We start from the raw sequence: 25,834 nt of genomic DNA, 5'->3' as shown, positions 1-25,834 counted from the left end.
TTCTCAACCAGAACTGGTTCTCGAAAATCTCGAAGTTTCAGAAACACCAAAGTCGAACCAACCTTCTCAACCAGAACTGGTTCTCGAAAATCTCGAAGTTTCAGAAACACCAAAGTCGAACCAACCTTCTCAACCAGAACCCGAACCGATTTTAGATGCGCCAAAGTCGATCGAACGTTCTCAACCAGAATCCGAACCGATTTTAGATACACCAAAGTCGATCGAACGTTCTCAACCAGAATCTGAAGCAGTTGTAAAAAAACGGCCACTTAAAAAAAAGCCACAACCAACTAGCGATTCTCGACCAGAACAGCCAGCTATTACTAGAAAGCGACAAATAGAAAGAAAGCAACAGGATAGCGACGGCAGCGAAACACCACCTGCAGGCGACTCAGAATGAACCAATTACCAATGGCCAATTACCCATTTCCAATTCCTAAAGGTTAGTAATGCTTAGTAATATTATCGCAATTTACCGCAAAGAACTACAAAGCTATTTTGCCTCGCCATTAGCCTATGCCATCGCAGCAGTCTTTTGGCTAATCACCGGCTACTTTTTAATAGCTATCCTCCTCGCCCCCGACGGGTTAATTCCCCAAATCGGCCAGCGAGACCAAATGGGAATTACCGAACCTCCCATCGACGTAGCCTACGAATTCCTACAACTATTCCTGCGAATCATGGGTTCCCTTTCGTTGTTCGTACTACCCGCACTCTCAATGGGACTTTACGCAGAAGAACGCAAACGCGGCACCTTAGAACTATTAGCCACATCGCCCTTAACAAACTGGGCAGTTGCTACCGGCAAACTCCTGGGAGTTTTAACATTTTATACCACAATGTTGCTGCCCCTGCTGTTCTGCGAGGCGATCGCCCTCAGTTCCTCAACCCCGCCCGTACCCCCCGGAGTTCTTCTGCTAGGACACGGCGGCTTAATATTACTAGCAGCAGGAGTATTGTCGCTCGGAATGTTTATTTCCTCCCTCACCGATAGCACAATTTTATCCGCCATCCTCACCTTCACTCTAGTATTATTTCTGTGGGTGCTCGATGCAGTCGCCGTCAGTATCGGTGGCCCCTTCGGCACAGCATTAGGACATTTGTCGCTCCTAACAAATTACACCAATCTTGTCAAGGGAGTTTTCGATACCAGCAGTTTAATTATGTTTGCCAGTTACATCATTTTAGGAGTATTTCTGACCGCCCAATCCATCGATGCGCTGCGATATCAGCGTTCTTAAAAACATCAGGGAAGGCTTCGGGGAATAAAGAGGAAAGAGTGGGAAAGTAGGAGATTTGGATAGTTGCACATTAAAGGAAACACCACCAATTCCCAATTCCCAATGCCCAATTCCCAATGCCCAATTCCCCATTCCCATCCCCAATTAATGTTAGTTATTCCACTAATTTCTTGAAATAATGAGATTTATCAATCCAAAAATCGACTTTGCGTTCAAAAAAATATTCGGTTCCAGCGACAGCAAAGACATCCTGATTAATTTTTTAAACGCCATCCTTTATGAAGCACAGCCGGTCATCGAAGACTTAGAAATAATCGACTCCCAACCAGAACCTCAAACTCTAGCTACCCAAGACACACACCTAGATGTCAAAGCCACAATTAACGGCGGCAGAATCGCCCTAGTTGAACTTCAACTGATAAACGTGCCTTCTTTTGGGAACAGAGTTTTGTACAACGCTGCCAAAAGCTACAGCCAACAATTAACAGGCAAAGAACGTTACGAAAGACTAAAAACAGTAATTTCCTTGAAAATTGCCGACTTTGAAATGTTTGAAAATCAGCCGGAATTTATGTCACGGTTTGTTTTTCAAGAAAAAGAGCAACAGTTTGAGTGTCCAGATACTGCAATAGAATTAGTATTTATCGAACTGCCAAAATTTAACAAGGAATTAGCAGAATTAGAAACAACCGCAGAGCAATGGATTTACTTTCTCGAAAATACCAGCACTCTGGAGACAGTACCAGAAACACTCAGTGCCGTTCCCGAAATTCAGAAAGCTTTTAGAATTGCCAGCAAGGAAAACTTCACTCAGGAAGAATTAAATGAATTGCACCAGCAAGAACTGTGGATAGAAGACCAGCAGATTGCCATAGAGATAGCAAGAGAACAGGTGACAAAAACCGCTCAACTCTCGTTAATATTGCGTCAGCTAGTGCGGCGTTTAGGCACAATACAACCGGAAACCGAAAACTGCATCCGTCAATTAGGCGTAGAACAATTAGAAGAACTAGGAGATGCCGTGCTGGATTTCAACAAGCCGTCAGATTTAACAGCATGGTTGCAGGCTAATGCGATATAGAATAACATCCTCGACCCGGAAATTTTCCCCTCAATTATTTACGTTATGAAAATTAGCAAAACAAATTGGAAATATGTTTTTTTGCTGGGCCCCCTCCTCATCGCAGCGGGGGTAACAGCAGCACTTGTATCTGGAGTATGGGACCCCCTGACAGTCGGTTTAGTTATTGCCGGAGCAGTGACGATCGCACTTTGGCTGCTATATTTGAGTTACGAACAAAGCTTTTGGGGGCAGCGTTCCACTCAAGCCAGCACCAACGCGCTGATTGCCACCCTCGCCGTCTTTGTGATTCTCGGAGTAATTAACTTCATAGCCGTTCGCTATCCCGTCCGCATCGACTTAACCGAAAGCCAACAATTTACCCTGGCCCCGCAGACTCAACAAATACTGCGCAATTTGCAACAAACAGTCAAAGTTTGGGTATTTGACCCCATCCAAAACCCCCAAATTAAAGAATTGCTGCAAAGCTACAAACGCGAGGGAGGCGAAAAATTCCAATTTGAGTTTGTTGACCCGCAGGCCCAACCTGGAAAAGCGCGAGAATTTAGCATTACCAGCATCGGAGAAGTTTACCTGCAATCCGGCGACAAAAAACAAGTTCTGCAAAAAGGTGGCACTGCTTTTGGTAGCGACCCAAATCAAGGTCTTTCAGAGATCAAACTGACCAATGCCTTAGAAGAAATCCTGAGCACTCGCGTTGCTACAGTTTACTTTTTGCAAGGCAAAGGAGCCCGCCCGATAAAGGAAGGTCAAGGCGGAATTCAGCAAGCTGAAAAAGCTTTGAAAGATAAATACTACAACGCCCAAACGCTGAATTTGACCGAACGCAAAGAAGTTCCAGAAGATGCAGATGCTTTAATCATTCCGGGGCAGGACAAACCGTTTTCCGATACAGAAATTAAAGCACTAAGAGCTTATCTCGATCGCGGCGGCAGTTTATTGTTAATGGTAGACCCGGCAATTGATACGGGATTGGACAAATTGCTGCAAGAATGGGGCGTCAAACTAGACGCCCGTTTGGCCATTGATGCTTCGGGCACTGGTCAAAGATTTGGCCTGGGCCCCACGGTTCCCACAGTCAGGCGCTACGGCGAACATCCGATTACTCAAAGTTTTGGCAACGGTATTTCATTTTATCCATTTGCGCGTGCTTTGGAAACCTCGCCAGTACAAGGGATAGAGGAAAAACCACTGATTTGGACGAGTCAGGAAAGTTGGGCGGAAAGCGATTTGACGACTAAGAAATTGGAGTTTGATCAGAAGACCGATCAACAAGGCCCGCTATTATTAGGTGTAGCTTTAGTTCGATCGTCCACTGACAGCACTCCCTTAAAGCCCTCACCTTCACCAACACCAACTTCGCCCTCGCCTTCACCCCAAGCATCACCGGCAACGCCATCGCCTTCACCCCAAGCATCGCCGACAGATTCACTATCGCCGACCGACTCGCCATCGCCGACAACTTCACCATCGCCGACAACTTCCCCATCACCGACAACTTCCCCATCACCGACAACTTCCCCATCGCCAACAACTTCCCCATCGCCGACCGACTCGCCATCGCCGACAACTTCGCCATCACCGACAGATTCACCCTCACCGACAACTTCGCCATCGCCGACAGATTTACCATCACCGATAGATTCACCATCACCGACAACTTCGCCAACAGCTTCCCCCATCAGCTATTCGGTGATTGTCTCGCAAGAAGCAACGCCTCCAGCATTACCGACGACTTCGCCAACACCGGCAGCATCTCCCACAGCATCTCCCACAGAACCGGCAGAAAGTTCGCCAACACCAACACCCGCAGCATCCCCCACAGCATCTCCCAGTCCAACCGCAACTCCTTCCGCGCCTTCAACTCCTAGAAAAACATCGCGAATGGTAGTAATTGGCACATCTCAATTTGTGACTAACGGTTGGTTTGACCAACAACTCAATAGCGACGTGTTTCTCAATTCAGTCAGTTGGTTGAGTAAACCAGACCAGCAAAGCTTTTCTATCAGTCCGAAAAAAGCTACTAACCGCCGCATTAACATGACTGCCCTCCAAGTAGGATTGCTGGTGTTAGCTTGGCTAATGTGGCCTTTACTCGGACTGGGAATTGGCGGCGCTATCTGGTGGAAGAGAAGATAAGTTAGTTGACTGTTGACTGTTGTCAGTTGGCAGTTGTCAGTTGACTGTTGTCAGTTGACTGTTGTCACTGGTCATTTGTTAATCCTTTGCTGTGGCTAATAACAAATAACCAATAACATTAATCAACAGTCAACAGTCAACAATGCCCAATGCCCAATGCCCAATGCCCAATTCTCAGTTATTATGAAATTGCAGAAAAATACATTAGTATTGATAGCCGTCGCGTTGAGCATGACTGGGCTGGTTGCTTTATTCGAGATGCAAGTATCTCCGAAACAGGAAGCAGCTAAGGAAGAAAAACAGAAAATTTTTGCTTTTAACTCCGATCGCATACAATTCTTTACAGTCAAAACTCCCGAAAAAATATTGACTTTTGAGCGAGTTTATGCTACAAAAGGAGGCAAGTCTAGCTGGGAAATGAAATTGCCAGTGCAAGCACAGGCGAGTCAGGCATCGGTGGATTTTTTGCTAGACAGGCTGGCAACAGGAAAGAGCGATCGCACGATTAATACTACTGCTGCTCAACTGCCAGAATTCGGTCTCGACCAACCCCAAGCTACAGTCACAGTAAAACTGGACAACCAGGAAACTCACCGCCTAGTTTTAGGCAAAACAGACTTTAGCGGCCGCTTCTTGTACGCTCAAGCCAATCCGCCGGAAGCGCCCCCTCAAAATTCCGCCCAAAATTTGCCCGTGCTGCTAGTGCCTTTTGACTTTAAAAATGCCGTCCAGCGACCTTTGTCAGAGTGGAAAAAAGCAGAAGAACCCAAAACAGAGAAACCGCAAAAACCCTCTCCCACGCCAAGTCCAGAGAATAAATAGATGCCCAGTTGATCTGAGATGTTGCACCATTCTCAATAAGCCTTTTATGAACAGGCAAGATGCCTGTTTCACAAAGAGTGAATTTTCTTCTGAAACAGGCCCGGAAGCCTGTTGCTGACAATGGTGCACTCTGGGATAGAATTTAAAGAACAAATCCCAAAACCTGTTACATCCAACATTCCTCACCTAAAATACAGAAAAGTCTAAACTTAAACTGTATTTAAGTGGCGTGCATTACCCCCAGGAAAGGGCGAATATGTTTCAGACAGCACTCAACCAAGGTACGACAGCAACGGATACAGCGCTTGACGTTGAACTCCGCAAGGTATTTAAGGTATTTAATGGCGAAACCGCAGTCCGCGGAGTAGACCTCAACATCCGCCAAGGAGAATTTTTTAGCATCCTCGGGCCGAGTGGCTGCGGCAAGACTACGACCCTGCGCTTAATCGCTGGGTTCGAGACTCCCTCGGCGGGCGAATTGATGATTCGTGGCCAGTCGATGACCAACACTCCAGCTTACCGCCGTCCGGTAAATACTGTGTTTCAAAGCTATGCTTTGTTCGGACACATGAATGTCTGGGACAATATCGCTTTTGGATTGCGGATCAAAAAGCTGGGTAAAGCAGAAATTGAAGAACGGGTACGGGAAGTTTTGCAATTGGTGAAAATGGAATCTTTCGCCAACAGGTTTCCCGGTCAAATGTCGGGCGGCCAGCAGCAGCGGGTGGCTTTGGCGAGAGCTCTGGTAAATAGACCGGCGGTTTTGCTGCTGGACGAACCTCTGGGTGCCCTGGATTTGAAGTTGCGGAAGCAGATGCAGTTGGAACTGTCGAATTTGCATCAAGAATTGGGTTTGACTTTTGTGATGGTGACTCACGACCAAGAAGAGGCGATGAGTCTGTCTGACCGAATTGCGGTGATGCACGAGGGGAGGATTGAGCAAATTGGCTCTCCTGAAGAAATTTATGAGTGTCCGCAGACGGCTTTTGTGGCCGATTTTATTGGCGATACGAATTTGTTTGCTGGTACGGTAGAATCGATCGACCGATCGACTATCACAGTTCGCACATCAGCCAATCTGAAAATAGTCGTTCAGCAGTCGGATATGTGGAATGGTGTCACAGGCGACTCTGTTGTAGTAAGCGTTCGGCCGGAAAAAGTATATTTGAATCTCTACCAGCCGGAAGTGTCGGTCAACTGTTTTGAAGGGCGGCTCAAAAATACTATGTACATGGGCACGCACGTTCATTACGTGGTTGAGTTGGCGTCGGGCGATAAAATTACTGTGCGCCAGCCAAATACCGGCGGGTCTTTCCCAGATCCGCACACGCCGATTTACGCTTATTGGGGAACTACTGATTGTCTCGCTTTGACCGATCGGAATTAGTCAGTTGGCAGTTGGTAGTTGGTATTAGTCATTAGTCATTGGTTATTAGTTGGTGGTTGGTTTTCCTAACAAATAACATAGGACTATTCCCAATTCCCGATTACAAATTCCCAATTACCAATTCCCCAATCTTCAATCTCCAAATCTAAAATCTAAAATCTAAAATCTAAAATCTAAAATCGAACTGTGCCTCCGACTAACTTACCAATTTCCAGGATTTCCCCGGCTAATTCTACACGCCGTCAGTTCCTAAAAAATTCGGCGGCGACAATTTCCGGGTTAGCTGTTTCGAGTTGCGGCTGGCGACTTGCAGACGTACAATCCGCTCCTCCTGTCAAAGGTGCTGCCGACCAACTTTTCATCTATACTTGGGCAGGCTATACCGATAACGCTTTGCTTGATCGCTTTGCCGAAAAAACCGGCATTCGCGTAGTGGCCGACGTGTTTAGCTCCAACGAAGAGATGCTGGCGAGAGTTCAAGCTGGTGGTGCCCTCGCCTACAGCATAATTTACCCATCTGACTACATGGTGGTTCAAATGACGGAACTCGGGCTGTTGAGCCCATTAGACCACTCGGTTTTGGGCGGGCTCGATCGGCTCAAAAAACAGTTCCAAAACCCTGTTTATGACCCAGGAAACCGCTACAGCGTGCCTTTGAGTTGGGGAACCACAGGCTTAATTTACAACAGCGAACAACTCAAAGAAGAGCCAGAAGATTGGGACTATTTGTGGCAGCACAAACAGGAGTTAGCAAAGCGAATGACGCTGGCGAGTGATGTTCGAGAAGTCATGGGCGCTGCGTTGCGGATGCTGGGCTATTCTCTGAATTCTACGAACCAAGACCAAGTGAAACAAGCTTACGAAAAGTTGGTGGAACTCAAACCGGCGATCGCATCTTTTACTACTGATGCTTGGCGGCCTCAAATGCTGACGGGGGATTTGAAAGTAGCTATGTGTTATTCTTCTGATGCTAATGAAGTAATTGCAGATAACGATAAATTGAAGTATGTCGTCCCCAAAAGTGGTTCTTCTCTGTGGACTGACACTTTAGTAATTCCTCAAGGTGCTCCCAATCCCGAAGCAGCTTATAAATGGATTAACTTTTTGCTGCAAGCCGATGTCGCTGCTTCTTTAGTAGAACGGCTCAGTTTTTCAACTCCTTCGGAAGATGCTTTTAGTTTGTTGACGCCGGAAGTCCGCGAAAACGAGATTCTTTTCCCTTCGGAAGATATTTTGAAAAAGTGCGAAGGTGTGGCTCCGGTAGGGAAATTTATGGAAGTGTACGATCGCTATTGGACTCAATTAACCAGCGGCTAATCATCAAACCAAGGGCGGGTTTTACAGGATATCTCTAATTATAAACCCAATATTTACATAAACTCGCCCCCGCACAGCATATCGCCCTCTCTATCCGTATTATATCCGCGTTAATCCGCGTTCATCAGCGGTTAAAAACTCAAAAAAATTGATCTATGGCTGTTTCAACTAGAACTCCCCCTCCTATTCCTCCCAATTCTCCATTGAAGGCTGAAACTGTTTCCCCCTGGTCTGCTTGGGCGGGGCCATTGGCATTGCTCGGCCCTTCTGGCTTGTTGCTGCTTTTATTATTAGTCATACCAACCCTGGTGATTTTTCAGCTTAGTTTGGTGCCGAATATTAAGCCAGGAGATTTGGTGAATCCTTCGGGAATCGGCAATTACCTGCGAGTGTTTGAGCCGCTGAATTTACAGGTGATGGGTCGATCGCTCTATTTTGCAACGGGGACTACTATTCTGTGTTTGCTGCTGGGATTTCCCGTCGCTTACTGGATCGCCCTCAATGTCTCGAAAAAGTGGCGGAATTTAACTTTGTTAGGGTTTGTGTTGCCGCTGTGGACTTCTTCGCTGTTGCGATCGTATGCTTGGATTACAATTCTGCGTCCTACGGGGGTTCTCAACTCGCTGCTGGCACTTGTAGGCATTCCTCCTCTGGAATTGCTTAATCAAAGTTCCGCAGTTTTAATCGGCATGGCTTACAGTTATTTGCCTTATATAGTGACCATTCTCTACGCTTCTTTGGAAAAGTTAGACCGCAGGTTGCTAGAAGCATCTCAGGATTTGGGTGCGAATCCAGTGGAAACTTTCTGGAAAGTGACAGTACCTCAGACCATGCCGGGAATTGCTGCGGGTTCTTTGCTAGTATTTATTAGCAGTTTGGGCGATTTTGTCGATCCAGAGTTGCTCGGTGGAGCTTCGAGTATGACCGCAGCTCGTTTGATTTACAATCAATTTTTGGGGGCGACTCAAAATTGGGGGCTGGGTTCGGCTCTGAGTATGGTATTAATCTTTGCAGTGAGTATCGGAATTGCCCTTTTACTCAAATATGGCGATCGTAATGCAGTTTAGGATGTTTAAGGAAGAAGGAAGTTCGGCAACGGATTATATAACGGATGTAACGGATGTGACGGATGTCAGTCCGATGGAAGAAGGAAGAAAACAATCCTAACGAATTAACAATTACCAATTACCGATTACCGAGAAATGGAAAAGACAGCCGAAAATCCACAGGAGGAAATACAAGCCGATATGTACTTAAAACCTAAATTTAAGATTTCTTGGCAGGTGATATTTGCCGTTGTGATGTTTTTTTATATGTACCTGCCCATCCTGGTACTCACATTTTACAGCTTTAACAAATCGCGTTTTAGCGCCGGCTGGGAAGGATTTACTTTAGATTGGTACGTTAAATTATTTAGCGATACGCGGATTTTAGTTGCCCTGAGAAACAGTTTAACAGTTGCTGTTTGTGCAGTTGCAATCTCGGCCGTACTTGGCACTTTGATGGCCGTTGGTTTAGCCCGCTACCGCTTTCCTGGCAAGAGTTTATATCAGGGAGTCTCCTACTTGCCGATTATTATTCCAGATATTGCGACCGCAGTTGCTACTCTGGTATTTTTAGCGGCGCTGGCTATTCCTCTGAGTTTGTGGACAATTGTCGCCGCTCACATTGTGTTTTGTCTGGCTTACATCGCCCTAGCTGTTTCTACTAGATTGGCCGATTTAAACCCGTATTTAGAAGAGGCTGCCTTGGATTTGGGTGCAACGCCTGTTGAAGCTTTTATTCAGGTTTTGCTCCCTCAATTAATACCCGGAATTGTTTCAGGTTGTCTGTTGTCTTTTGTCCTCAGCATGGACGATTTTTTGATTGCGAGTTTTACCGCAGGTAGCGGGACTACAACTCTGCCGATGGAAATTTTTAGCCGGATTCGGACTGGAGTAAAACCGGATATTAATGCTTTGAGCGTGCTCTTGATAGTAGGTTCGGGAGGATTGGCCTTTTTAGCGGAATATTTGCGTGGCCGGGGCGAGCAAAAACGGGCTCATTAGGCAGTGGGCAGTTGACAGTTGGCAGTTGACAGTTGGTTATTTGTGAGTTGTTACCAATGCCCCATGCCCTATGCCCCATGCCCTATGCCCCATGCCCCATGCCCCATGCTGCTACTTGGCTGGTAATTTCACTTTAGTAGCCAAACCTAGTGCTTCCAAAACTTGAATTGTCATCCAAGTGAAGTCAATTTCCCACCATTTCATACCGTGACGCGCAGAGTATTGAAAAGCGTGGTGGTTGTTGTGCCAGCCTTCGCCGTAAGTCAAAACCGCAACCCACCAACAGTTAGTGGAACTATCTTCCGTTTCGTAAGTGCGATAGCCAAATTTGTGAGTGGCGCTGTTAACAAACCAAGTGCAATGATATACCGCAACTAAGCGGACAAAAATTACCCAAACTACAAAAGGCCAGCCTGCTGCTAAGTAAAGCAAGACGCCAAAGGCGATTTGAATTGGCAGAAAGTAATTTTGCAAAAATTGATAAAACGGGTCGCTTGAAATGTCTTTTGTGCAGCGAGAAATTTCAGCGTGAGCTGGACCTTTATATAGCATCCAGCCGATGTGACTCCACCAAAAACCCTTTTGGGCATTGTGAGGGTCGAGCGCATTTTGGTCAGAGTTGGTGTGGTGCAATCGGTGCAGCCCAACCCAATCAATTATTCCTCCTTGACAGGCAAGGGCTCCGCAAAATGCTAGAAAGTATTCTACGAATTTTGGTGTCTGAAAACTGCGGTGGGTGAGCATTCGATGCCATCCGAGAGTTATTCCCAGACCGCCGGTTATCCAGTGCATGAATACTGTTAAACCAACTGCTGTCCAATTGAAGTTACTGGGTAGCAGTGCGAACAAAGCGCCGATATGAAGTCCTGCTAAACTAATAACGTGCTTCCAATTGTATTGGAGTTTTTCTTGCGTTGCAATTGTCATTCTCTTTTTGATTTCTGATGAGATGCCGAGCTGAATTCACGCATACAAGTTTTGATTGAGGTAGTGAACTGTTTTGTTGAACACTTGCCCAAACTAATAAATAATGAATGAATGATAGATTTTGGATTAGAATTGAAAAAATTTACCGTTTTGTCTTAACAATAAAAATTTTGGATGCTAAACAAAATTTTTTGTTCCCAAATCTATTATAACTGATTCTGGTTTTGGTTGGGTCGATCGCACTAGATGATTCGAGCTTACTTCAACCCAACCTATAGCGCTCGCAAAAACAGGATGAGGCATTGGTCACGAGCCATTAGTCCAGAACTGATGACCGACAACCCATGACTCATTGCCCATGCTATTTTTCTGCTAATTTCACTTTGGTTGCCAAACCAAGTGCTTGCAGCAGTTGAATTGTCATCCAGGTGAAGTCGATTTCCCACCATTCGAGACCGTGGCGCGCCGAGTATTGAAAGGCGTGGTGGTTATTGTGCCAGCCTTCGCCGTAGGTGAGCAGGGCAACCCACCAGCAGTTGGTCGATCGATCGCCCGACTCGTAGGTCCGGTAGCCAAATTTGTGGGTAGCGCTGTTAACAAGCCAAGTGCAGTGGAACACCACCACGATCCGCATAAACACGCCCCAAACCACGAAAGACCAGCCGCCTAATAAATAAAGCAACACACCGAAGACGACTTGGATGGGGATAAAATATGCTTGGAGAAACTTGTATACTGGGTCGTCGCCGATGTCTTTAGTAAAGCGGGGGATTTCCACTCTGATCGGCAGATCCGAGAGCATCCAGCCCATGTGGCTCCACCAGAAGCCTTGATTGGAATCGTGGGGATCTGTTTCGGTGTCGGAATGTATGTGGTGTAACCGGTGCATTCCTACCCAGTCGATCGGGCCACCTTCACAGGAAAGGGTACCGCAAATAACTAGAAAATACTCTAGCCATTTCGGTGTTTGAAAACTGCGGTGGGTGACGAGGCGGTGATATCCGAGAGTAATTCCTAAACCACCTGTTACCCAATGCAGGAATACTGCTAGCCCAACCGCAGACCAGCTAAAATTACCCGGCAGCAAAGCAAATAAAGCACCGATGTGCAGAAAGGCCATAAAGCCTACGACAGGCCAATCAGGAGAAGTTTTTTTGGAAGTTGCAATCGTCATGAATATATTATGTTTACAAACTAGGGGCCGCATCTACGCCATAATGAACAGCGCGCACGCAAAGGGTGAGCGAGGTATAGATGAATAGCGTTTCACGGCTACAGGAAGCAGAACAGGCACTCTTTCAGATTTTTTCTGGTATTGACACTACAGTCAAGCAAAATCTTCAACGAGTCTTAAAAGCTTTTCGGAGCCACCGGGTTGGAGTCCACCATTTTGCAGGGGTTACGGGTTACGGCCACGATGATTTGGGTCGAGAGACTTTGGACGGGGTGTTTGCCGAAGTGGTAGGGGCCCAGGCCGCGGCTGTCCGGGTACAGTTTGTTTCGGGTACTCACGCGATCGCCTGTGCTCTTTTTGGCATCCTGCGTCCTGGTGACGAAATGTTGGCAGTGGCTGGTTCTCCCTACGATACTTTAGAAGAAGTGATCGGCTTGCGGGGGCAAGGTCAAGGTTCACTCATTGAGTTTGGCATTAGTTACCGTGAGTTGCCTCTAACTCGCGAAGGAAGTTTGGATTGGCCGGCATTGAGCTCTACTATTTCAGCAAAGACTCGCCTGGTTTTTATCCAGCGCTCTTGCGGCTATTCTTGGCGGTCGAGTTTGTCTATTTCTGAGATTAAAAAAATCGTCACCATAGTCAAACATCAGAATCCTAACACAATTTGCTTTGTTGATAATTGTTACGGCGAGTTTGTCGAGGATTGCGAACCTACTGCTGTGGGCGCGGATCTGATGGCTGGTTCTTTAATCAAAAATCCGGGGGGTACGATCGTCCCTGCTGGAGGTTACGTTGCTGGGAGGGCTGATTTAGTAGAGGCGGCAACTTGTCGCTTGACGGCGCCGGGAATTGGCAGCAGCGGCGGCGCAACTTTTGATTTGAATCGGTTGCTGTTTCAGGGTTTGTTTATGGCTCCCGGTTGTGTGGGGGAGGCGATGAAGGGCAATCATTTGACGGCTTATGTTTTTTATAAGTTGGGTTATCGAGTGAATCCTATGCCTTTGGCTAGAAGACGAGATGTGATTCAGGCGATCGAATTCGGTTCTGCTGATAAGTTAATTGCTTTTTGTCGGGCGGTTCAGCGAAATTCCCCCGTCGGTTCCTATTTAGATCCCGTGCCGGCTCCGATGCACGGCTATGAAAGTCAGTTGGTGATGGCTGGGGGTACTTTTATTGATGGGAGTACGTCGGAGTTTTCGGCTGACGGGCCTCTGCGGGAGCCTTACGTGGCTTTTTGTCAGGGGGGGAGTCATTGGACTCATGTATCGATCGCTCTTGAGGATGCGATCGAGGCTGTGGGCCCAGCTAAGTAACTGGTATGGGCGAGGCCTCTTGGGGTAGGGGGGCTCCCTGTTCTCCCCTGAGTTTTGAATTAAAGAGTAGATTTTTGCAAGAATCTGAGGATTTTTAACCGCAGATGCACGCAGATTGACGCTGATTTTGGGTTTTTAGATTGTGTAGGTTGGGTTTAGCGGAAGCCAAACCCAACAACTACAAAACTCTCAAGGTGTTTCTTCAAGTTTGCGCTGCCGCATTAGGAGAAATAAAGGCAAACCCAGGGAAACACCCACCAGTAAGTTACTGGCAATATAAATCCACAAGTTTTTCATTTTGAGACGCGAACCTTCGCTAAATACAAAAGTACCAAAAACTAGGGATGACACTATTACATCCATGCCGAAAAAACCGGAAATTTGATTGGCAAACAACTCACCGAAGAAAGCGTTAATATTCAACCCTTCTTCTAAAAGAAACGGGACAAACTGGGAGTAGGGCAAAGCCGTGCCTAGAATACAGAAAATTAAGTAGGCAATTTTCAACATTTTCCAACCTCCACTTTGTTAATTAAAAACCGTTGTATTTGAGAGTTTACTCAGCATTGCTGAGTGCTTGAATATCGTTTTGCATAATTATGCTCACATTGCGCGAAATCTTCTCGATTTCCCAATCCCACCACCGAATTTCTAATAGTTGTGCAACTTCAGAATCGCTAAAACGCTGTTTGATTGGATGGGCGGGGTTGCCACCGACAATAGTGTAAGGGGGAATGTCTTTTACTACAACGGATTTGGCGGCTATGACGGCACCGTCGCCGATTTTGACTCCGGGCATAATCAGGGATTCATAGCCGATCCAAACATCATTGCCAATGACGGTATCGCCTTTACTTGGCAGTTCCATTACTAAATTCATGGCTGTTTCCCAACCATTCCCAAAGACCGGAAAAGGATAAGTTGAAATTCCGTCGAGTTTATGATTTGCACCGTTCATTATGAATTTGACGTTGGTGGCGATCGCACAAAATTTGCCAATAATTAATCGATCGTTTCCGTAATTATAAAGTACATTTCTTTCAAAGTTTTCTGGTTCTATTGGATCGTCGTAATATGAGTAATCGCCGACGATAATGTTGGGGGATTTAATAAAGTTTTTGATGAAGCATACGCGCCGCTGATCGGCCATAGGATAAGGTCGGTTTGGATCGGGTCCAATTTCTGTCATAAATTTCAATATTTGTTAAGCTGCTGGATTAATGTAGTGTTAATTCGAGTGAGGTTTGCTTTTGTTTGACTAACATAGAGTAATAGAGTTTGTCAAGGGGTAGGGAAGAATTTTTTGGGCGATCGCCCTGCAAGAAATGAGACAAAATGGTAAAAGCCAACATCCATCCGCGTTGGGAAGCGCTTAAAATCCCCAATTAATATCAAAGAAGCGATCGCAGTGAGATAATTTATGAGAGTACGAACCTACGAAATCGGTGATACCCAACAAATTGTAAAACTTTTTTACGACACCGTACACGAAGTCAACATCCGCGATTACACACAAGCACAAGTAGATGCTTGGGCGCCAGCAGATATGGATATCGAAAGTTGGACTAAAAGTTTAAGCAGTAAATTTACTTTCGTAGCACAAGAGGGTGAGAACATTGCAGGTTTTGGGGAATTAGAAGCAAGCGGCCATATCGATTGCTTTTTCTGTCATCAACATTTTCAAAGGCAAGGAGTCGGCAGGCTAATTTTAAAACAAATTGAGTCAAAAGCCCAAGACTTAGGAATTAACAAGTTATTTACCGAAGCCAGCATTACAGCTCGACCTTTTTTTGAAAGCCAGGGATTTATTGTGATTCAACAACAGGAAGTAGAATGCAGAGGACAAAAATTAATCAACTTTGTCATGGAAAAAAATATATAAACAACGATTTGTGTAAAATTAGATCCAAGTGTTTTACTGAGGAGTTGCAATGGTGACGGAAGCTACAAATGTGCTGGGCGGAAAGTTAGAGACTTGCTGCACTTCGCCCATGACAGGATATTATCGGGACGGCAAATGCAATACAGGTGGTGGCGACTTTGGGGCTCACACTGTTTGCGCTCAACTGACAGAAGAGTTTTTGCAATTCACCAAGTCGAATGGAAATGATTTGAGCACTCCGGTTCCCGAATTTAATTTTCCCGGTTTGAAGCCTGGGGATTGCTGGTGTTTGTGCGCTTCTCGGTGGAAGGAAGCAATGGATGCAGGAGTTGCGCCGCCTGTGGTTTTGGCCGCGACTCACGCCTTGACTTTGGAATACGTTTCTTTGGATGAATTGAAGCAGCACGCTGCTGATTTGTAGGAGGATGTTGGTGTGCGATCGCTTTTAGTCAATAAGGGCGATCGGGTTTTTCTGATGAATTGCAAATTTATCCTTCGTAACTCAAATATTTAAGTGCGATCGGGCGTCACGGTAAAGTTTTATGGTTGAGTTTGTGGTTCCCACTTACAGATAGACTCTGGTTTGAGAGGGCAAGTTTTGGGAGCGATCGCATTTCCGCTAAGGTAGAGTTCTGTCAGTTTAGTGAAAGATGCTAGCGGTTTGATGTCGCCGATTTGATTGTTTTCGAGTGAGAGTAAAGTCAGCTTAGTCAAGGATGCTAGCGGTTTGATATCAACGATGTGATTGTTGTTGAGCCAGAGAGTCTCCAGTTTAGTCAAGAATTCTAGCGGTTTAAGGTCAGCGAGCTCATTCTTGTTAAGTGATAGCCCTTCCAGATTAGTCAAGGATGCTAGCGGTTTGATATCACCGATTTGATTCGAGCTGAGGTTAATCCCTTCTAGGTTAGTCAAGGATGCTAGTGATTTGATGTCACTAATCTGATTGCTGCTGAGGTCGATAAAAGTCAGTTTCATCAAAGATGCTAGCGGTTTGATGTCACTAATTTGATTGCCAGCGAGATCGATCCCTTCCAGGTTAGTCAAAGATGCTAGTGGCTTGATGTCGTCAATCTGATTGCTGCGGAGGAAAAGCCCTTTCAGGTTAGTCAAGGATGCTAGCGGTGTGATGTCATCGATCTGATTTTCGATGAGGACGATTTCAGTCAGGTTAGTCAAGGATGCTAGCGGTTTGATGTCGCGGATATGATTGTTCCCGATGTTGAGCACTTTCAGGTTAACCAAGGATGCTAGCGGTTTGATGTCACTAATTTGATTGCTGCTGAGGTTGAGCAAAGTCAGGTTAGTTAAGGATGCTAGCGGTTTGATGTCGCTGATAGAACAGTTGATAAGCCGGAGAACCTTCAGGTGAGTTAAGGATGCTAGCGGTTTGATGTCGCTGATTCCTTCCTTCGTAAAGCTAATTCCTGTGATACTAGAAAGTTGGCGATCGCCCTCATCGCACTCAGTAGTTCCTGCTATTTTTAACAGCATATCAACAGTATGTTTAGCTTCTGGACTCAAAGAATCTTTTTCGCGACACCATTGAGCAAATGTTTTGTTTCCCGATCGCACTTCTGCTGCTTTCGCGGACACTCCATTTCCAGATAATGCTAGAAGCACACAACAAGTAAGTGCGATCGACTTTGGTAACTTCATGTGTTTCTGTACAACTATGAGGATCATAATCTTGTACCTCTAATTTTTTCCACTATATACAACAAAGACACTGCCTTACCGTGTCCCTGCAAAACATCTATTAAAAACTCTCTTAATCACCTCACTCAGGCAACTTATACTAATTTATACGTGCGTCATTTTCCCTGATATTCTGTTCCGAGCGAGGATATTTCCCCGCTGGGCATCCTACGCAACTAATTAATATCAACTCCCACCAAATCTGCCACAACTTTCTCCAATCCAGCTATCACCTTCGTCGTCCGTTCCCAATCAACCTTATCGGGTGTATCTTGCGCCGTGTGATAGTAAGGATAGCGATAGGGAGCAGTATCTGTCACCATCAGCCCTGGATAACCATGTTGCCAAAAAGACCATTGATCTGACCAACCAACACCAGGAATGGCACCCGGAATTGCTGCACCTTCCGAGGGAAATTCAGCATGGCGGCGGAAAGATGCGATCGCCTCTCTAACCAGTTTACTTGAGGACGTATTGCCAATAAATCCGATAAAATTTCCCGATGTAGGATAAAAAAGGTTTAATGGTGCTGGATATTTATGGCTGTTTTTGGCATCTGAGTAATAACCAATTGTTTCTAAACTGAGCATCGAAACAATTTTTTCATTACGCTCTCTGCATCTTTTGGCATAAACCAAACTCCCCATATCAGCAGTCCAGAAAAAAGGTGGCTCCTCATTCACAAACTCAACAAAACGCACAGTCTTTTCAGGCTTTTTACCTGCAAACATTCTCGCTAAAGCCAGCACTCCCGCCGCCCCAGTTGCGTTATCATTTGCCCCTGGACTCCCCACCACAGAATCATAATGTGCTCCAATTACAACTATTTCATCTGCCTTTTTTCCCCCTGGAATCTCCACTTCTATGTTATAATAAAATTTATCATCAATTTTATATCCTTGCCGTTCAACTTTATAGCCAGCAGCTTGAAAAGATGCTTCGAGAAAGTCAGCAGCTTCTCCAAGTTTTTGATATTGTATAAAATTGCGCTCTCCGATTTCACCAGAGAGCTTTTCTACATCGCGCTGTAAAGCATCTCGGAGCGAGATTTCCTGTGCTGTTAAAGGGGGAATTGTCCCGCTGTAGCTTTTCCCTGGCATTGCAATCATACTCAACCATATCCCACTAATCAGACTAATTAAGATCGTACTAAGGATAGCCAGTCTAGTTAACGTTCTGCGATTCCATAATTCGATGTTTCCCAAGTGCATTTGTTTTCTATCTTTTGCTATCCTTGAGTACCAGGGTGCGTCAGTTAGCGTTATTTTTTCAATAATCCAACAACTCCTGACTAACGCACCCTAGAAGTTTACACATCTGGTAACTTATACTGCCCGACAATCCGCTTAGCATATTCCGGCACATGAGCCTCTAATTTCTCCGGGTAATTCCGCTTCACGTACAGATAATTGCGAGTGAAATGAGAATCAATCGAAAACCGAGCATATTCCAAACCCTTCGGCCCAATTCTCTCAATAAAAACTCCCATTAACTTCGCCGCCCACATCGGCAATGTCACTCCTTTTTCATAAGCCGGAATGCTTTGCTGAACGGCTTCTTTTCGGTTTCCCTTAGACATCACGGGCTGAGTATTAAGCTGATCCGTTACCAAATCTAACATTTCTTGCCCGGTGTCATTTCGCACTACAATCCACTGCCAACCAAAAGGTGCGCCCATGTAGCCCACAACTAAATCTGCTAAAGAATTGACATAATCAAAACAGCTCAAACAAGAAGGAGCAAAAACATCTTTCAATTCTTTAGTATTCAAGCCAAAAAACGGCACTTTTTCTTCCGAACCATCTTCGTGTTTGAAGTGAACGTTAAAGTCTTGCATAAACTCATAAGATACAACTGTTTCGGGAGAACGGCTAGTCGTATCTAGGAATTTCTGCAAGCCCGCGCGGCTGACATTATCAACACAGGGAGTTCCCAAAACGTAGAGCTTTTCTAAACCGAGTTTTTTCTCGACTGTTCGCAAGGCTTGAATTTGACAGCCGACGCCAATTACTAACAGCCGCTTCATCCCTGATTGTTCAATTTGTTCTAATACTGAAAGATTTGGGGAGAGAGTGGGTTTGTTTACTTTTGCAGCCAGAATCTCTTCACGATTTCTAGCAATAATCGGCATCGGCTGAAAGCGGTCTTCCTTAGTATTTTGGACGCAAACAACGCCTTCTACAATTCCTTTTTCGAGCATTTCAATGGCAATTGTGCTGACGATTCCCGTCCACTGAGCGCCCTCGATCGGCTCTTTTTTACGAGCCGCCATCATGTTTTGACTGACTCCGAAATACCAATCGTCGGGATTATCGAGATTGCGCGATCGCCCGTGAATCTCTTCTTCCAGTTCTGCAATATGCTGTGTTAAGAAAGCACAAGATTCCTTGACATAATGAATGTAATATGTATCGCACAAACCGCACTCGCTGCAAAGTTCTTTAGCGGGGCGACGGCTACCCGGTTTGAGGGCTTTGGATTTTTGGTGCTTAGTAGAATCTGTTGCGGTCATCTAAATTACTTATTTTATGCAGATATGGCTTTTGTTAGGATATCACAGCAATTTCCGTTGTTACCTACTTTATTCTTTCTTTCAGTCCCGGCAGGCGGACGCAAGTTTGTACGGGAGCAAATTCGGTTCGCCCGAAATTGGCGGTTTTCACAAGTTAAAAAATATTAGTCAGGACTTACCTAGGTTGCGCTAGAAACGGGGTTTCTGGCTGAATACCTCATTGTTAAACCTAAGATTTAGGGTAAAAACCGAGTTTCTTTATGTAGTTTTGGTAAAAAAAATCCAGTTTCAAAGACTCGCAGTGCTTCCAGGAGTGTTTGTGTAAGTCCTGTTAGTATCAATCCGGATCTAGCGGGCGATCGCGCGAATACATTGCCAAATAAAGCTATAAAAAAATGGTAAAAATGTTTGTGACAACAGCCGTCGCTGGTATCATGATGAATCTCGCAATTTCGAGCTTAGGATTTGCTGCTTTAGTTCGTCCGGTTCCTGCTATGAATCAAACTGTTGTGACTCTAGAAAGAATGCTCAGTGCGACACAAAAGCCGGCGGCGATTAACTATTCGCGCCTGGGGATTGGCGGCGTTCGGTTGGGGATGTCTGTAGAAGAGGCAAAACGCAAGTTGGGAAAACCGCAGCGCGACGAAACTAAACCTGCTGGGTCTGGCATCGGCGGCAATATTCGCACGCTAACCTACTCAGGATTGACGGTAGCTGCATGGGATGGCAAAGTTTATTTAGTTTCTACTACCAATCCCAAGTTTCTGACAATTGATGGTGTGAAGGTAGGAGATAACAGCCAAAAAGTTGTTAAAACTTACGGTTATGGGTCGCAATCTGTGCAAGGTGGAGTGACTCGGTTGACTTACAGCAAGGACCAAAAGGCTTCTAATTTGATTTTGGAAATTAAGGGCGATCGCGTGCAAAAAATTATTGTGAGCACGCAGCTAAACTGAAATATTAAACAACAGTACAAAAGTCCCGGTTCACAAGTTTATAGTAAGGATTTTAGCCCTTATTTATAAGGTTTTTTAGCTCTTCGGTGAGTTGACAGGAGGGCTTTTTCCTAATGTGCGTGAAGCGTAGCTATCCCGTAGGGAATCGCCCGCATCTGCTTAATCCTCTTCATCATCATCCGACAATTTTGTCATTTCCTCAGCAACTAGCGTCTGAAAGTCCTCTCCGCAGTGAACGTTGAGATGGATTGCAGCACTCAGGAACTCTGCTAGAATTTCAGCTTTTTGTCGATCGCTCAAATCAGGTAACTGAAGCTGATGGATTAAAGTAATCACATTTTGACACTCAGTACCCAATTCATCAATTAACGTTCTCAGTGTAGAATTAGTTACAGAAATTGTCCGATCACTAACTTGCATCTTTATTTACCCAATCGTTTTAAAGCTTGCTGAATTCCTTTGTCAAAAGCTCGAATTTCACTTTCCCAATGCCGGATTAAGCCTTCATCGGGAAAATCCTTCTCCTATTCCAGTCTAATCTTTTCTTCATGTTCTGCAATCGGCTTGTTCAACGAACGAAGAGCTTTTTTGTGATTTTTATTCCCCATAGAGTCTCACACCCATAAAAAAAAGTAGAGGTGCGATAGATCGCATCTCTACAGTAATTCTAAATAAGGTGCACATTGTGCACCCTACCAATTAGCGGTTCTGGGGAACAGGAGCACTCGGTGCTCCAGAAAAAGTCGCCTCACCAGTCTTAGCCCGCTTTTTGATCAAGATAGGCTTGACGCTGTTTTCTCCACCAATCGGGGGATCTTCTTGTTGAGCGTAATCAGCGCCCATCCAAGCAGGACGGCTTTGATCGAAAGCCATTTGCAAAGCAGCAGCGGCGATCGCGTGGGAGTCGTACTCCTCGGATAACTGAGACACCAGAGGCAAGAAAGATGCCATCCGTTCGCCAGCCAAAGCTTCGCGAACTTTACCCTGCATCTTTTCCAACTGACGTGCTTCAATTTGCGCCCGTGTCGGAATGTTTCGCACCGTCAAGCTCGATCGCACGTGGCGTTCAATCAAGCGCAGTTTGCGGCGATCGACCGGTTGAATCAGCGTAATCGCCGTTCCTTCGCGACCAGCCCGGCCCGTGCGTCCGATCCGGTGAACGTAGCTTTCCACACTGTCGGGCAAATCATAGTTAATCACGTGAGTCAAGTGATCCACGTCCAAACCCCGCGCCGCAATATCAGTCGCCACTACCCAGCGCACCTGACATTGGCGGAACCGATGCAACAAACGTTCCCGTTGTGCCTGATTCAAATTACCGTGATACTCATCAACGCTGTGACCTGCTGCTTGCAGTTGGCTGGTGAGTTCTGCAGCCGACTGCCGAGTCCGCACAAAAATCAGTGCAGATTCCGGGTCTTCCATTTCTAAAATTGGCTGTAGGGCTCTTGCCTTCGACCAGCCACGGGGAATCATGTACACGCCTTGGCTGATGCGCTTTGGCGTTGCTTTTGGCTGTTCTACGGTGACGTTGACTGGGTTACGCAAATGCCGCGCCACCAATTTGCGAATGGAAGCTTCCATCGTCGCCGAGAAAAATGCCGTTTGACGTTCTTTTGGTGCAGCATCCAAGATTTTTTCCACATCTTGGATAAAGCCCATGCTCAGCATTTCGTCAGCTTCATCCAAAACCAGCCACTTTACCTTGTCTAGTTTCAGGCTGCCGCGGCTCAGCATATCCAATATGCGTCCCGGTGTACCGACAACGACGTGAACGCCGCGCTTCAAACGCTGCATTTGACGATCGATCGATTGACCGCCGTACACTGTCAGAACTTGCAGAGAGCGACCCACTTTTACCGGGCCCTCGCTGCTGATGCCGCTCAAATCACGGATGGCTTCAGTTACTTGCATCGCCAATTCGCGAGTCGGCGTCAGCACCAGTGCTTGCACCGCAGTCACATCTAAATCAATCCGCTCCAAGATGGGCAACGAGAATGCTGCCGTTTTGCCTGTCCCTGTTTGGGCTTGGCCCACAACGTCGCGACCTGCTAACAGGTGCGGAATTGCTTGTACTTGGATGGGAGTAGGTTCTGTAAAGCCTAGTGTTTCCAGATGGAGAACGAGTTCTTCCGAAAGACCTAAGCCTTCAAACAATAAATTCATTAATGCTCCTAATAACGAGTCTTAGCCTTCTAAGTTGCCCAACTCGGATGCGGATTTCTGCTCTAGGGCAGGAACTCATAAGAGTTCTTTATGGTGCTGCGCCTGCGCGCACCTTCTTAAATAGCAATCGAGTATAGGGCAGCTCCGTCGATGGTGACTAAATTTACCAATTCGACAGCCGTCTTTGATTTTGTGACATCGCCGATACCAACCGCCAGGGGTCGGGTTATAGGCTTCCAACATTCTTAAAACAGGACATTGGACTTCCTTTGAGGTACTTGCAAGCTTTCCCTCTTAGGCATTTTATAGTGAGGATCATGACCAGCCCCACTTCACTACTCATGTAGTAACAGGTTGTTTGGTTCAGGCGCTATCCCGCAATCCGTCGCCTGCGGGATTGAGCGGGGGATGGGGCGACCGTTACCGCCTATCCATCTCAACACTCTTTCGGGATACCGTTGTGGTGTAGGGCGGACGGCGAAGCAATCTCAAATTATCCCCGCTTATTTCTGGCTTGTTATCATCATAACTCTTTACATTCAGAAACAAAACATTAAATTCGTTAAAATTTTCCGATGTTCTGTAGAGATTACCGCACCCCGACGGGGAGGGTCGATTGCCAGAGAGGGGCTAAAAAAGTTTATAACCCCTTTGCTACATATCTTTGCACAATTGTGTACTAACCGTTACTTTTGTTGCACAATCCGCTAATCATTTTTGGCTCGTGTCCGGTTTTTGTTCGCCGCACCGCCGATCGCGACAGTTCCAGCAATACTTACACTTGACCGTAGAGGTCGTAGACATCTGCACCAGTAATTTTCACAGATACGATTGAACCCAGCCGCGCTTCTCCTGTGACATAGACGAGTCCATCTACTTCTGGGGAAAACCGAGCGGATCTACCAATCAACTCGCCTGTCTCTGGTTGTTCTTGTTCTATCAGGACATCAACTACCTGACCGACAGACTCTTGATTCTTCTTCAATGATATAGGTTGTTGTGCCGCCATTACCGAATTTCGCCGCATTTCCATTATTTCTGCAGGTATTTGCTGGGGCAAGCTGAAGGCTGGGGTTCCTTCTTCTGGCGAAAATACAAAAACTCCTACGTGATCGAATTCGTGGCGCTTGACAAATTCCAGCAAGTGTGATGCGTGTTCGTCGGTTTCGCCGGGGAAGCCAACAATAAAAGTTGTCCGCATCACAGCGCCGGGAAGTGCTGCTTTGAGCCGATCGACTATAGCATCATTAATCCCAGCTTGAAAAGGCCGATTCATCGCCCGCAGAATTTCCGGGTGCGAGTGTTGCAGGGGTAAATCCAAATACGGCAAAACGTTGGGTGTTTCGCGGATGGCTGCCACAACTTGCGGAGTCAAACCTGTAGGATAGGCGTAGTGCATCCGAATCCAAGGTACATCTACTTCGCCCAAAGCGCGCAGTAGTTCGGCTAGTTTCGGTTCGCCATAAATATCTTTGCCGTAGTTGGTGGTAATTTGAGAAATTAAGATAATTTCCTTTACCCCTTCGGAGGCTAATTGCTTAGCTTCGGCGACGATAGATTCGATCGTCCGCGATCGTTGATTTCCGCGCAAGTGCGGGATAATGCAAAATGCACAGCGGTAGTCACAGCCTTCTGCTATTCGCAGATAAGCGACACCTTCCGATGTCGTGCGGTAACGGGGAGTAGTTTCGTCAGCGATGTAAGTAGGTTCTGAAGAGACGAGGGAAACTCGATCGCCCTTTTCCACCTGCTGCATAACATTGACTATTTTGTGATAGTCACCAGTGCCGACAATTGCGACTGCTTCGGGCAATTCGTCCAGCAATTCCTGCTGAAAATGCTGTGCCATGCAGCCCGTGATCACTACTTTTTTATTAGCTTCTGCCAATTCTACCAAGGTGCGAACTGACTCTTCTCGCGCAGCTTGGATAAAACTACAAGTATTGACTACAACATAATCAGCTAATTCTTCATTAGAATCCACTTGATAGCCCGCTTGAGCCAGCAAGCCAATCATGTGTTCGGTATCGATGCGATTTTTTTCGCAGCCGAGGTGAGTAAATGCGATCGTTGGCTTCGTTGCCATGCAGTAATAGTTAGTGTTGCGCTATTTCTAAGAACATTTTATGATATCACACTCATTGCCAATTGGCAAGATATTGGTCTAATTTGTCGATCGGCTGCGACCAGTGGAACTTTTACCTTGGGGGCGGGCATAATTACCACCCCACAAGAGTCTTAAGATTTTTCCCGATGCAAATCTTGATGTTTTTTGAGCTTAAAACTACTGCTAAGCTGTCGCGCATTTAAATTGCATATTCTGGGTGGGCGTCCCGCCCGCCCCACAATAGTTTTATTGTTTTTTGACATAGAATATAAATGCCACAACAGCTTAGCCGAACTTACGAGGGGATTTGATCCGATGATACATCAGGGGCGATCGCCAGATTGGCTTCGCCCGAAAGCACTTGAGCAGCAGATCCACTAGCTAAGTGACCGTAAGAGTGTGTTCCCAAACCCTTAACTTGGCGCATCAAAGTGCCCATTTCCAAAGCACTCATCGCATAATTCCAGCCCAAATTGCTTTTAATTCCAGCCCTTTCCAAAGCTTGCTGCATCGTGTCAGTCGTCACCACCCCAAAAATCACCGGCACCCCTGTCTGAAAAGCAGCAGCAGCAATTCCCTTAGCAACCTCACCAGCCACAAAATCAAAATGAGGAGTTTGGCCCCGAATTACCGCACCCAGACAAATTACCGCATCGTAGCGGTGAGAAAGAGCAGCTTGGCGCGCCACCAAAGGAATCTCAAAACTTCCCGGAACCCAAAAAAAGTCCACTTGAGAGCCATGAGGATTAATATCAACCCCGTGGCGTTTCAAACAATCTTGACATCCCTCCAAAAGTTTGTTAACCACCAAATCGTTAAAACGACCGATGACAATAGCAAATCGCAAAGATTCGGTGTGAGTAAAAGTTCCCTCGAAAACAGTCATAGTGCTCTAGTTTAGATTTTAGGTTTTAGATTTTAGATTTTTGTTTGTGAGAAGGCAAAAGTCAGAAAGCAGCAGCATCTCATCTGAATCTCAAGTGCAAAAACATACAGGGTCGCGCGGTCTGGAAAATTCCTAGCTTCTGCCGAATGCCTTTCAATCACTGGTGAATGCCTTCCGCCTT

23 protein-coding genes and 1 pseudogene are annotated in these 25,834 nt (G+C 46.0%); 13 read left to right on the top strand and 11 right to left on the bottom strand.

Annotated features, from left to right (window positions below):
* From QUA34_RS21490 to QUA34_RS21450, 9 genes and pseudogenes are all read left to right on the top strand, one after another.
* Positions 1-400 (top strand): annotated as a pseudogene (locus tag QUA34_RS21490) (ATP-binding cassette domain-containing protein); the annotation flags it as partial.
* Positions 401-449: 49 nt separating this feature from the next.
* The gene (locus QUA34_RS21485) at positions 450-1,241 is read left to right on the top strand and encodes an ABC transporter permease (RefSeq protein WP_333389178.1); all 792 of its coding nucleotides are present in this window, start codon (positions 450-452) and stop codon (positions 1,239-1,241) included.
* A gap of 178 nt (positions 1,242-1,419) precedes the next feature.
* Positions 1,420-2,322 carry an Rpn family recombination-promoting nuclease/putative transposase gene (locus QUA34_RS21480; protein ID WP_333328621.1) on the top strand — a complete coding sequence of 301 codons (903 nt, stop codon included), beginning with the start codon at positions 1,420-1,422 and terminating at the stop codon, positions 2,320-2,322.
* Between the two features lie 45 nt (positions 2,323-2,367).
* A complete protein-coding gene (locus tag QUA34_RS21475; protein ID WP_333389177.1) occupies positions 2,368-4,461 on the top strand; it encodes a Gldg family protein in 2,094 nt (697 codons plus the stop codon).
* Between the two features lie 156 nt (positions 4,462-4,617).
* A complete protein-coding gene (locus tag QUA34_RS21470; protein WP_333389176.1) occupies positions 4,618-5,283 on the top strand; it encodes a DUF4340 domain-containing protein in 666 nt (221 codons plus the stop codon).
* Positions 5,284-5,539: 256 nt separating this feature from the next.
* Positions 5,540-6,670 (top strand): ABC transporter ATP-binding protein, encoded by a 1,131-nt coding sequence (locus tag QUA34_RS21465; RefSeq protein ID WP_333085091.1) that lies wholly within the window; start codon positions 5,540-5,542, stop codon positions 6,668-6,670.
* Between the two features lie 186 nt (positions 6,671-6,856).
* Positions 6,857-7,987 carry a spermidine/putrescine ABC transporter substrate-binding protein gene (locus QUA34_RS21460; RefSeq protein WP_333389175.1) on the top strand — a complete coding sequence of 377 codons (1,131 nt, stop codon included), beginning with the start codon at positions 6,857-6,859 and terminating at the stop codon, positions 7,985-7,987.
* A gap of 155 nt (positions 7,988-8,142) precedes the next feature.
* Complete coding sequence (locus tag QUA34_RS21455) at positions 8,143-9,054, top strand: ABC transporter permease (RefSeq protein WP_333389174.1); 912 nt, start codon at positions 8,143-8,145, stop codon at positions 9,052-9,054.
* 135 nt (positions 9,055-9,189) lie between these two features.
* Positions 9,190-10,035 carry an ABC transporter permease gene (locus QUA34_RS21450; RefSeq protein WP_333085094.1) on the top strand — a complete coding sequence of 282 codons (846 nt, stop codon included), beginning with the start codon at positions 9,190-9,192 and terminating at the stop codon, positions 10,033-10,035.
* Positions 10,036-10,146: 111 nt separating this feature from the next.
* Here the strand turns inward: QUA34_RS21450 and QUA34_RS21445 are convergent, their stop codons facing one another.
* Together QUA34_RS21445 and QUA34_RS21440 are read right to left on the bottom strand one after the other, a co-directional pair.
* Positions 10,147-10,962, bottom strand: coding sequence for a fatty acid desaturase (locus QUA34_RS21445; RefSeq protein ID WP_333085095.1), 816 nt, complete (start codon positions 10,960-10,962; stop codon positions 10,147-10,149).
* 361 nt (positions 10,963-11,323) lie between these two features.
* Positions 11,324-12,136, bottom strand: coding sequence for an acyl-CoA desaturase (locus tag QUA34_RS21440; protein ID WP_333085096.1), 813 nt, complete (start codon positions 12,134-12,136; stop codon positions 11,324-11,326).
* 80 nt (positions 12,137-12,216) lie between these two features.
* Between QUA34_RS21440 and QUA34_RS21435 the strand changes: the two genes are divergently transcribed.
* Entirely contained in the window at positions 12,217-13,449 is a 1,233-nt protein-coding gene (locus QUA34_RS21435) for a methionine gamma-lyase family protein (RefSeq protein ID WP_333328639.1), read from the top strand.
* A 189-nt stretch (positions 13,450-13,638) separates the two neighbouring features.
* On the opposite strand, the gene QUA34_RS21430 is transcribed toward QUA34_RS21435, so the two are convergent.
* Both QUA34_RS21430 and QUA34_RS21425 read right to left on the bottom strand, forming a co-directional pair.
* Entirely contained in the window at positions 13,639-13,959 is a 321-nt protein-coding gene (locus tag QUA34_RS21430; protein WP_333328642.1) for a DUF2834 domain-containing protein, read from the bottom strand.
* Between the two features lie 46 nt (positions 13,960-14,005).
* Positions 14,006-14,638 carry a Vat family streptogramin A O-acetyltransferase gene (locus QUA34_RS21425; RefSeq protein ID WP_333328645.1) on the bottom strand — a complete coding sequence of 211 codons (633 nt, stop codon included), beginning with the start codon at positions 14,636-14,638 and terminating at the stop codon, positions 14,006-14,008.
* Positions 14,639-14,869: 231 nt separating this feature from the next.
* Here QUA34_RS21425 and QUA34_RS21420 point away from each other — a divergent pair, with 231 nt between their 5' ends.
* Together QUA34_RS21420 and QUA34_RS21415 are read left to right on the top strand one after the other, a co-directional pair.
* Positions 14,870-15,331: a GNAT family N-acetyltransferase gene (locus QUA34_RS21420; RefSeq protein WP_333389173.1), complete on the top strand. Its 462-nt coding sequence runs from the start codon at positions 14,870-14,872 to the stop codon at positions 15,329-15,331.
* Between the two features lie 49 nt (positions 15,332-15,380).
* Entirely contained in the window at positions 15,381-15,752 is a 372-nt protein-coding gene (locus tag QUA34_RS21415) for a DUF2237 domain-containing protein (protein WP_333041417.1), read from the top strand.
* A gap of 119 nt (positions 15,753-15,871) precedes the next feature.
* Here QUA34_RS21415 and QUA34_RS21410 read toward each other — a convergent pair whose 3' ends face one another.
* The 3 genes from QUA34_RS21410 to QUA34_RS21400 form a co-directional block, all read right to left on the bottom strand.
* Entirely contained in the window at positions 15,872-16,987 is a 1,116-nt protein-coding gene (locus QUA34_RS21410) for a leucine-rich repeat protein (RefSeq protein WP_333389172.1), read from the bottom strand.
* 215 nt (positions 16,988-17,202) lie between these two features.
* Positions 17,203-18,237, bottom strand: coding sequence for a M28 family peptidase (locus QUA34_RS21405; protein WP_333389171.1), 1,035 nt, complete (start codon positions 18,235-18,237; stop codon positions 17,203-17,205).
* A 98-nt stretch (positions 18,238-18,335) separates the two neighbouring features.
* On the bottom strand, positions 18,336-19,538 hold the full coding sequence (locus tag QUA34_RS21400; RefSeq protein WP_333389170.1) for a Coenzyme F420 hydrogenase/dehydrogenase, beta subunit C-terminal domain: 1,203 nt from the start codon (positions 19,536-19,538) through the stop codon (positions 18,336-18,338).
* Positions 19,539-19,942: 404 nt separating this feature from the next.
* Here QUA34_RS21400 and QUA34_RS21395 point away from each other — a divergent pair, with 404 nt between their 5' ends.
* The gene (locus QUA34_RS21395) at positions 19,943-20,494 is read left to right on the top strand and encodes a hypothetical protein (RefSeq protein ID WP_333389169.1); all 552 of its coding nucleotides are present in this window, start codon (positions 19,943-19,945) and stop codon (positions 20,492-20,494) included.
* Positions 20,495-20,653: 159 nt separating this feature from the next.
* On the opposite strand, the gene QUA34_RS21390 is transcribed toward QUA34_RS21395, so the two are convergent.
* The 4 genes from QUA34_RS21390 to ribH all read right to left on the bottom strand — a co-directional run bounded on the left by QUA34_RS21390 (position 20,654) and on the right by ribH (position 25,653).
* Positions 20,654-20,914 carry a hypothetical protein gene (locus QUA34_RS21390; protein WP_333389168.1) on the bottom strand — a complete coding sequence of 87 codons (261 nt, stop codon included), beginning with the start codon at positions 20,912-20,914 and terminating at the stop codon, positions 20,654-20,656.
* 279 nt (positions 20,915-21,193) lie between these two features.
* Complete coding sequence (locus QUA34_RS21385) at positions 21,194-22,660, bottom strand: DEAD/DEAH box helicase (RefSeq protein ID WP_333389167.1); 1,467 nt, start codon at positions 22,658-22,660, stop codon at positions 21,194-21,196.
* Between the two features lie 775 nt (positions 22,661-23,435).
* Positions 23,436-24,746 carry a 30S ribosomal protein S12 methylthiotransferase RimO gene (gene rimO, locus QUA34_RS21380; protein ID WP_333389166.1) on the bottom strand — a complete coding sequence of 437 codons (1,311 nt, stop codon included), beginning with the start codon at positions 24,744-24,746 and terminating at the stop codon, positions 23,436-23,438.
* A gap of 316 nt (positions 24,747-25,062) precedes the next feature.
* Complete coding sequence (gene ribH / locus QUA34_RS21375) at positions 25,063-25,653, bottom strand: 6,7-dimethyl-8-ribityllumazine synthase (RefSeq protein ID WP_333094553.1); 591 nt, start codon at positions 25,651-25,653, stop codon at positions 25,063-25,065.
* Between the last annotated feature and the right edge of the window lie 181 nt (positions 25,654-25,834).

Origin of the sequence: Microcoleus sp. POL10_C6, from assembly GCF_036701585.1 — a bacterium.
GTDB lineage: Bacteria > Cyanobacteriota > Cyanobacteriia > Cyanobacteriales > Microcoleaceae > Microcoleus.
Note: the sequence above shows the minus strand (reverse complement) of the source record. Positions and strands in the feature narration are given on the sequence as shown.

Bases quoted from the DNA above. Each gene is read 5' to 3' on its own strand.
- QUA34_RS21485 (WP_333389178.1), top strand. From the start codon at position 450: ATGCTTAGTAATATTATCGCAATTTACCGCAAAGAACTACAAAGCTAT.
- QUA34_RS21480 (WP_333328621.1), top strand. From the start codon at position 1,420: ATGAGATTTATCAATCCAAAAATCGACTTTGCGTTCAAAAAAATATTC.
- QUA34_RS21475 (WP_333389177.1), top strand. From the start codon at position 2,368: ATGAAAATTAGCAAAACAAATTGGAAATATGTTTTTTTGCTGGGCCCC.
- QUA34_RS21470 (WP_333389176.1), top strand. From the start codon at position 4,618: ATGCCCAATGCCCAATTCTCAGTTATTATGAAATTGCAGAAAAATACA.
- QUA34_RS21465 (WP_333085091.1), top strand. From the start codon at position 5,540: ATGTTTCAGACAGCACTCAACCAAGGTACGACAGCAACGGATACAGCG.
- QUA34_RS21455 (WP_333389174.1), top strand. From the start codon at position 8,143: ATGGCTGTTTCAACTAGAACTCCCCCTCCTATTCCTCCCAATTCTCCA.
- QUA34_RS21450 (WP_333085094.1), top strand. From the start codon at position 9,190: ATGGAAAAGACAGCCGAAAATCCACAGGAGGAAATACAAGCCGATATG.
- QUA34_RS21445 (WP_333085095.1), bottom strand. From the start codon at position 10,962: ATGACAATTGCAACGCAAGAAAAACTCCAATACAATTGGAAGCACGTT.
- QUA34_RS21440 (WP_333085096.1), bottom strand. From the start codon at position 12,136: ATGACGATTGCAACTTCCAAAAAAACTTCTCCTGATTGGCCTGTCGTA.
- QUA34_RS21435 (WP_333328639.1), top strand. From the start codon at position 12,217: ATGAATAGCGTTTCACGGCTACAGGAAGCAGAACAGGCACTCTTTCAG.
- QUA34_RS21430 (WP_333328642.1), bottom strand. From the start codon at position 13,959: ATGTTGAAAATTGCCTACTTAATTTTCTGTATTCTAGGCACGGCTTTG.
- QUA34_RS21425 (WP_333328645.1), bottom strand. From the start codon at position 14,638: ATGACAGAAATTGGACCCGATCCAAACCGACCTTATCCTATGGCCGAT.
- QUA34_RS21420 (WP_333389173.1), top strand. From the start codon at position 14,870: ATGAGAGTACGAACCTACGAAATCGGTGATACCCAACAAATTGTAAAA.
- QUA34_RS21415 (WP_333041417.1), top strand. From the start codon at position 15,381: ATGGTGACGGAAGCTACAAATGTGCTGGGCGGAAAGTTAGAGACTTGC.
- QUA34_RS21410 (WP_333389172.1), bottom strand. From the start codon at position 16,987: ATGAAGTTACCAAAGTCGATCGCACTTACTTGTTGTGTGCTTCTAGCA.
- QUA34_RS21405 (WP_333389171.1), bottom strand. From the start codon at position 18,237: ATGCACTTGGGAAACATCGAATTATGGAATCGCAGAACGTTAACTAGA.
- QUA34_RS21400 (WP_333389170.1), bottom strand. From the start codon at position 19,538: ATGACCGCAACAGATTCTACTAAGCACCAAAAATCCAAAGCCCTCAAA.
- QUA34_RS21395 (WP_333389169.1), top strand. From the start codon at position 19,943: ATGTTTGTGACAACAGCCGTCGCTGGTATCATGATGAATCTCGCAATT.
- QUA34_RS21390 (WP_333389168.1), bottom strand. From the start codon at position 20,914: ATGCAAGTTAGTGATCGGACAATTTCTGTAACTAATTCTACACTGAGA.
- QUA34_RS21385 (WP_333389167.1), bottom strand. From the start codon at position 22,660: ATGAATTTATTGTTTGAAGGCTTAGGTCTTTCGGAAGAACTCGTTCTC.
- rimO (WP_333389166.1), bottom strand. From the start codon at position 24,746: ATGGCAACGAAGCCAACGATCGCATTTACTCACCTCGGCTGCGAAAAA.
- ribH (WP_333094553.1), bottom strand. From the start codon at position 25,653: ATGACTGTTTTCGAGGGAACTTTTACTCACACCGAATCTTTGCGATTT.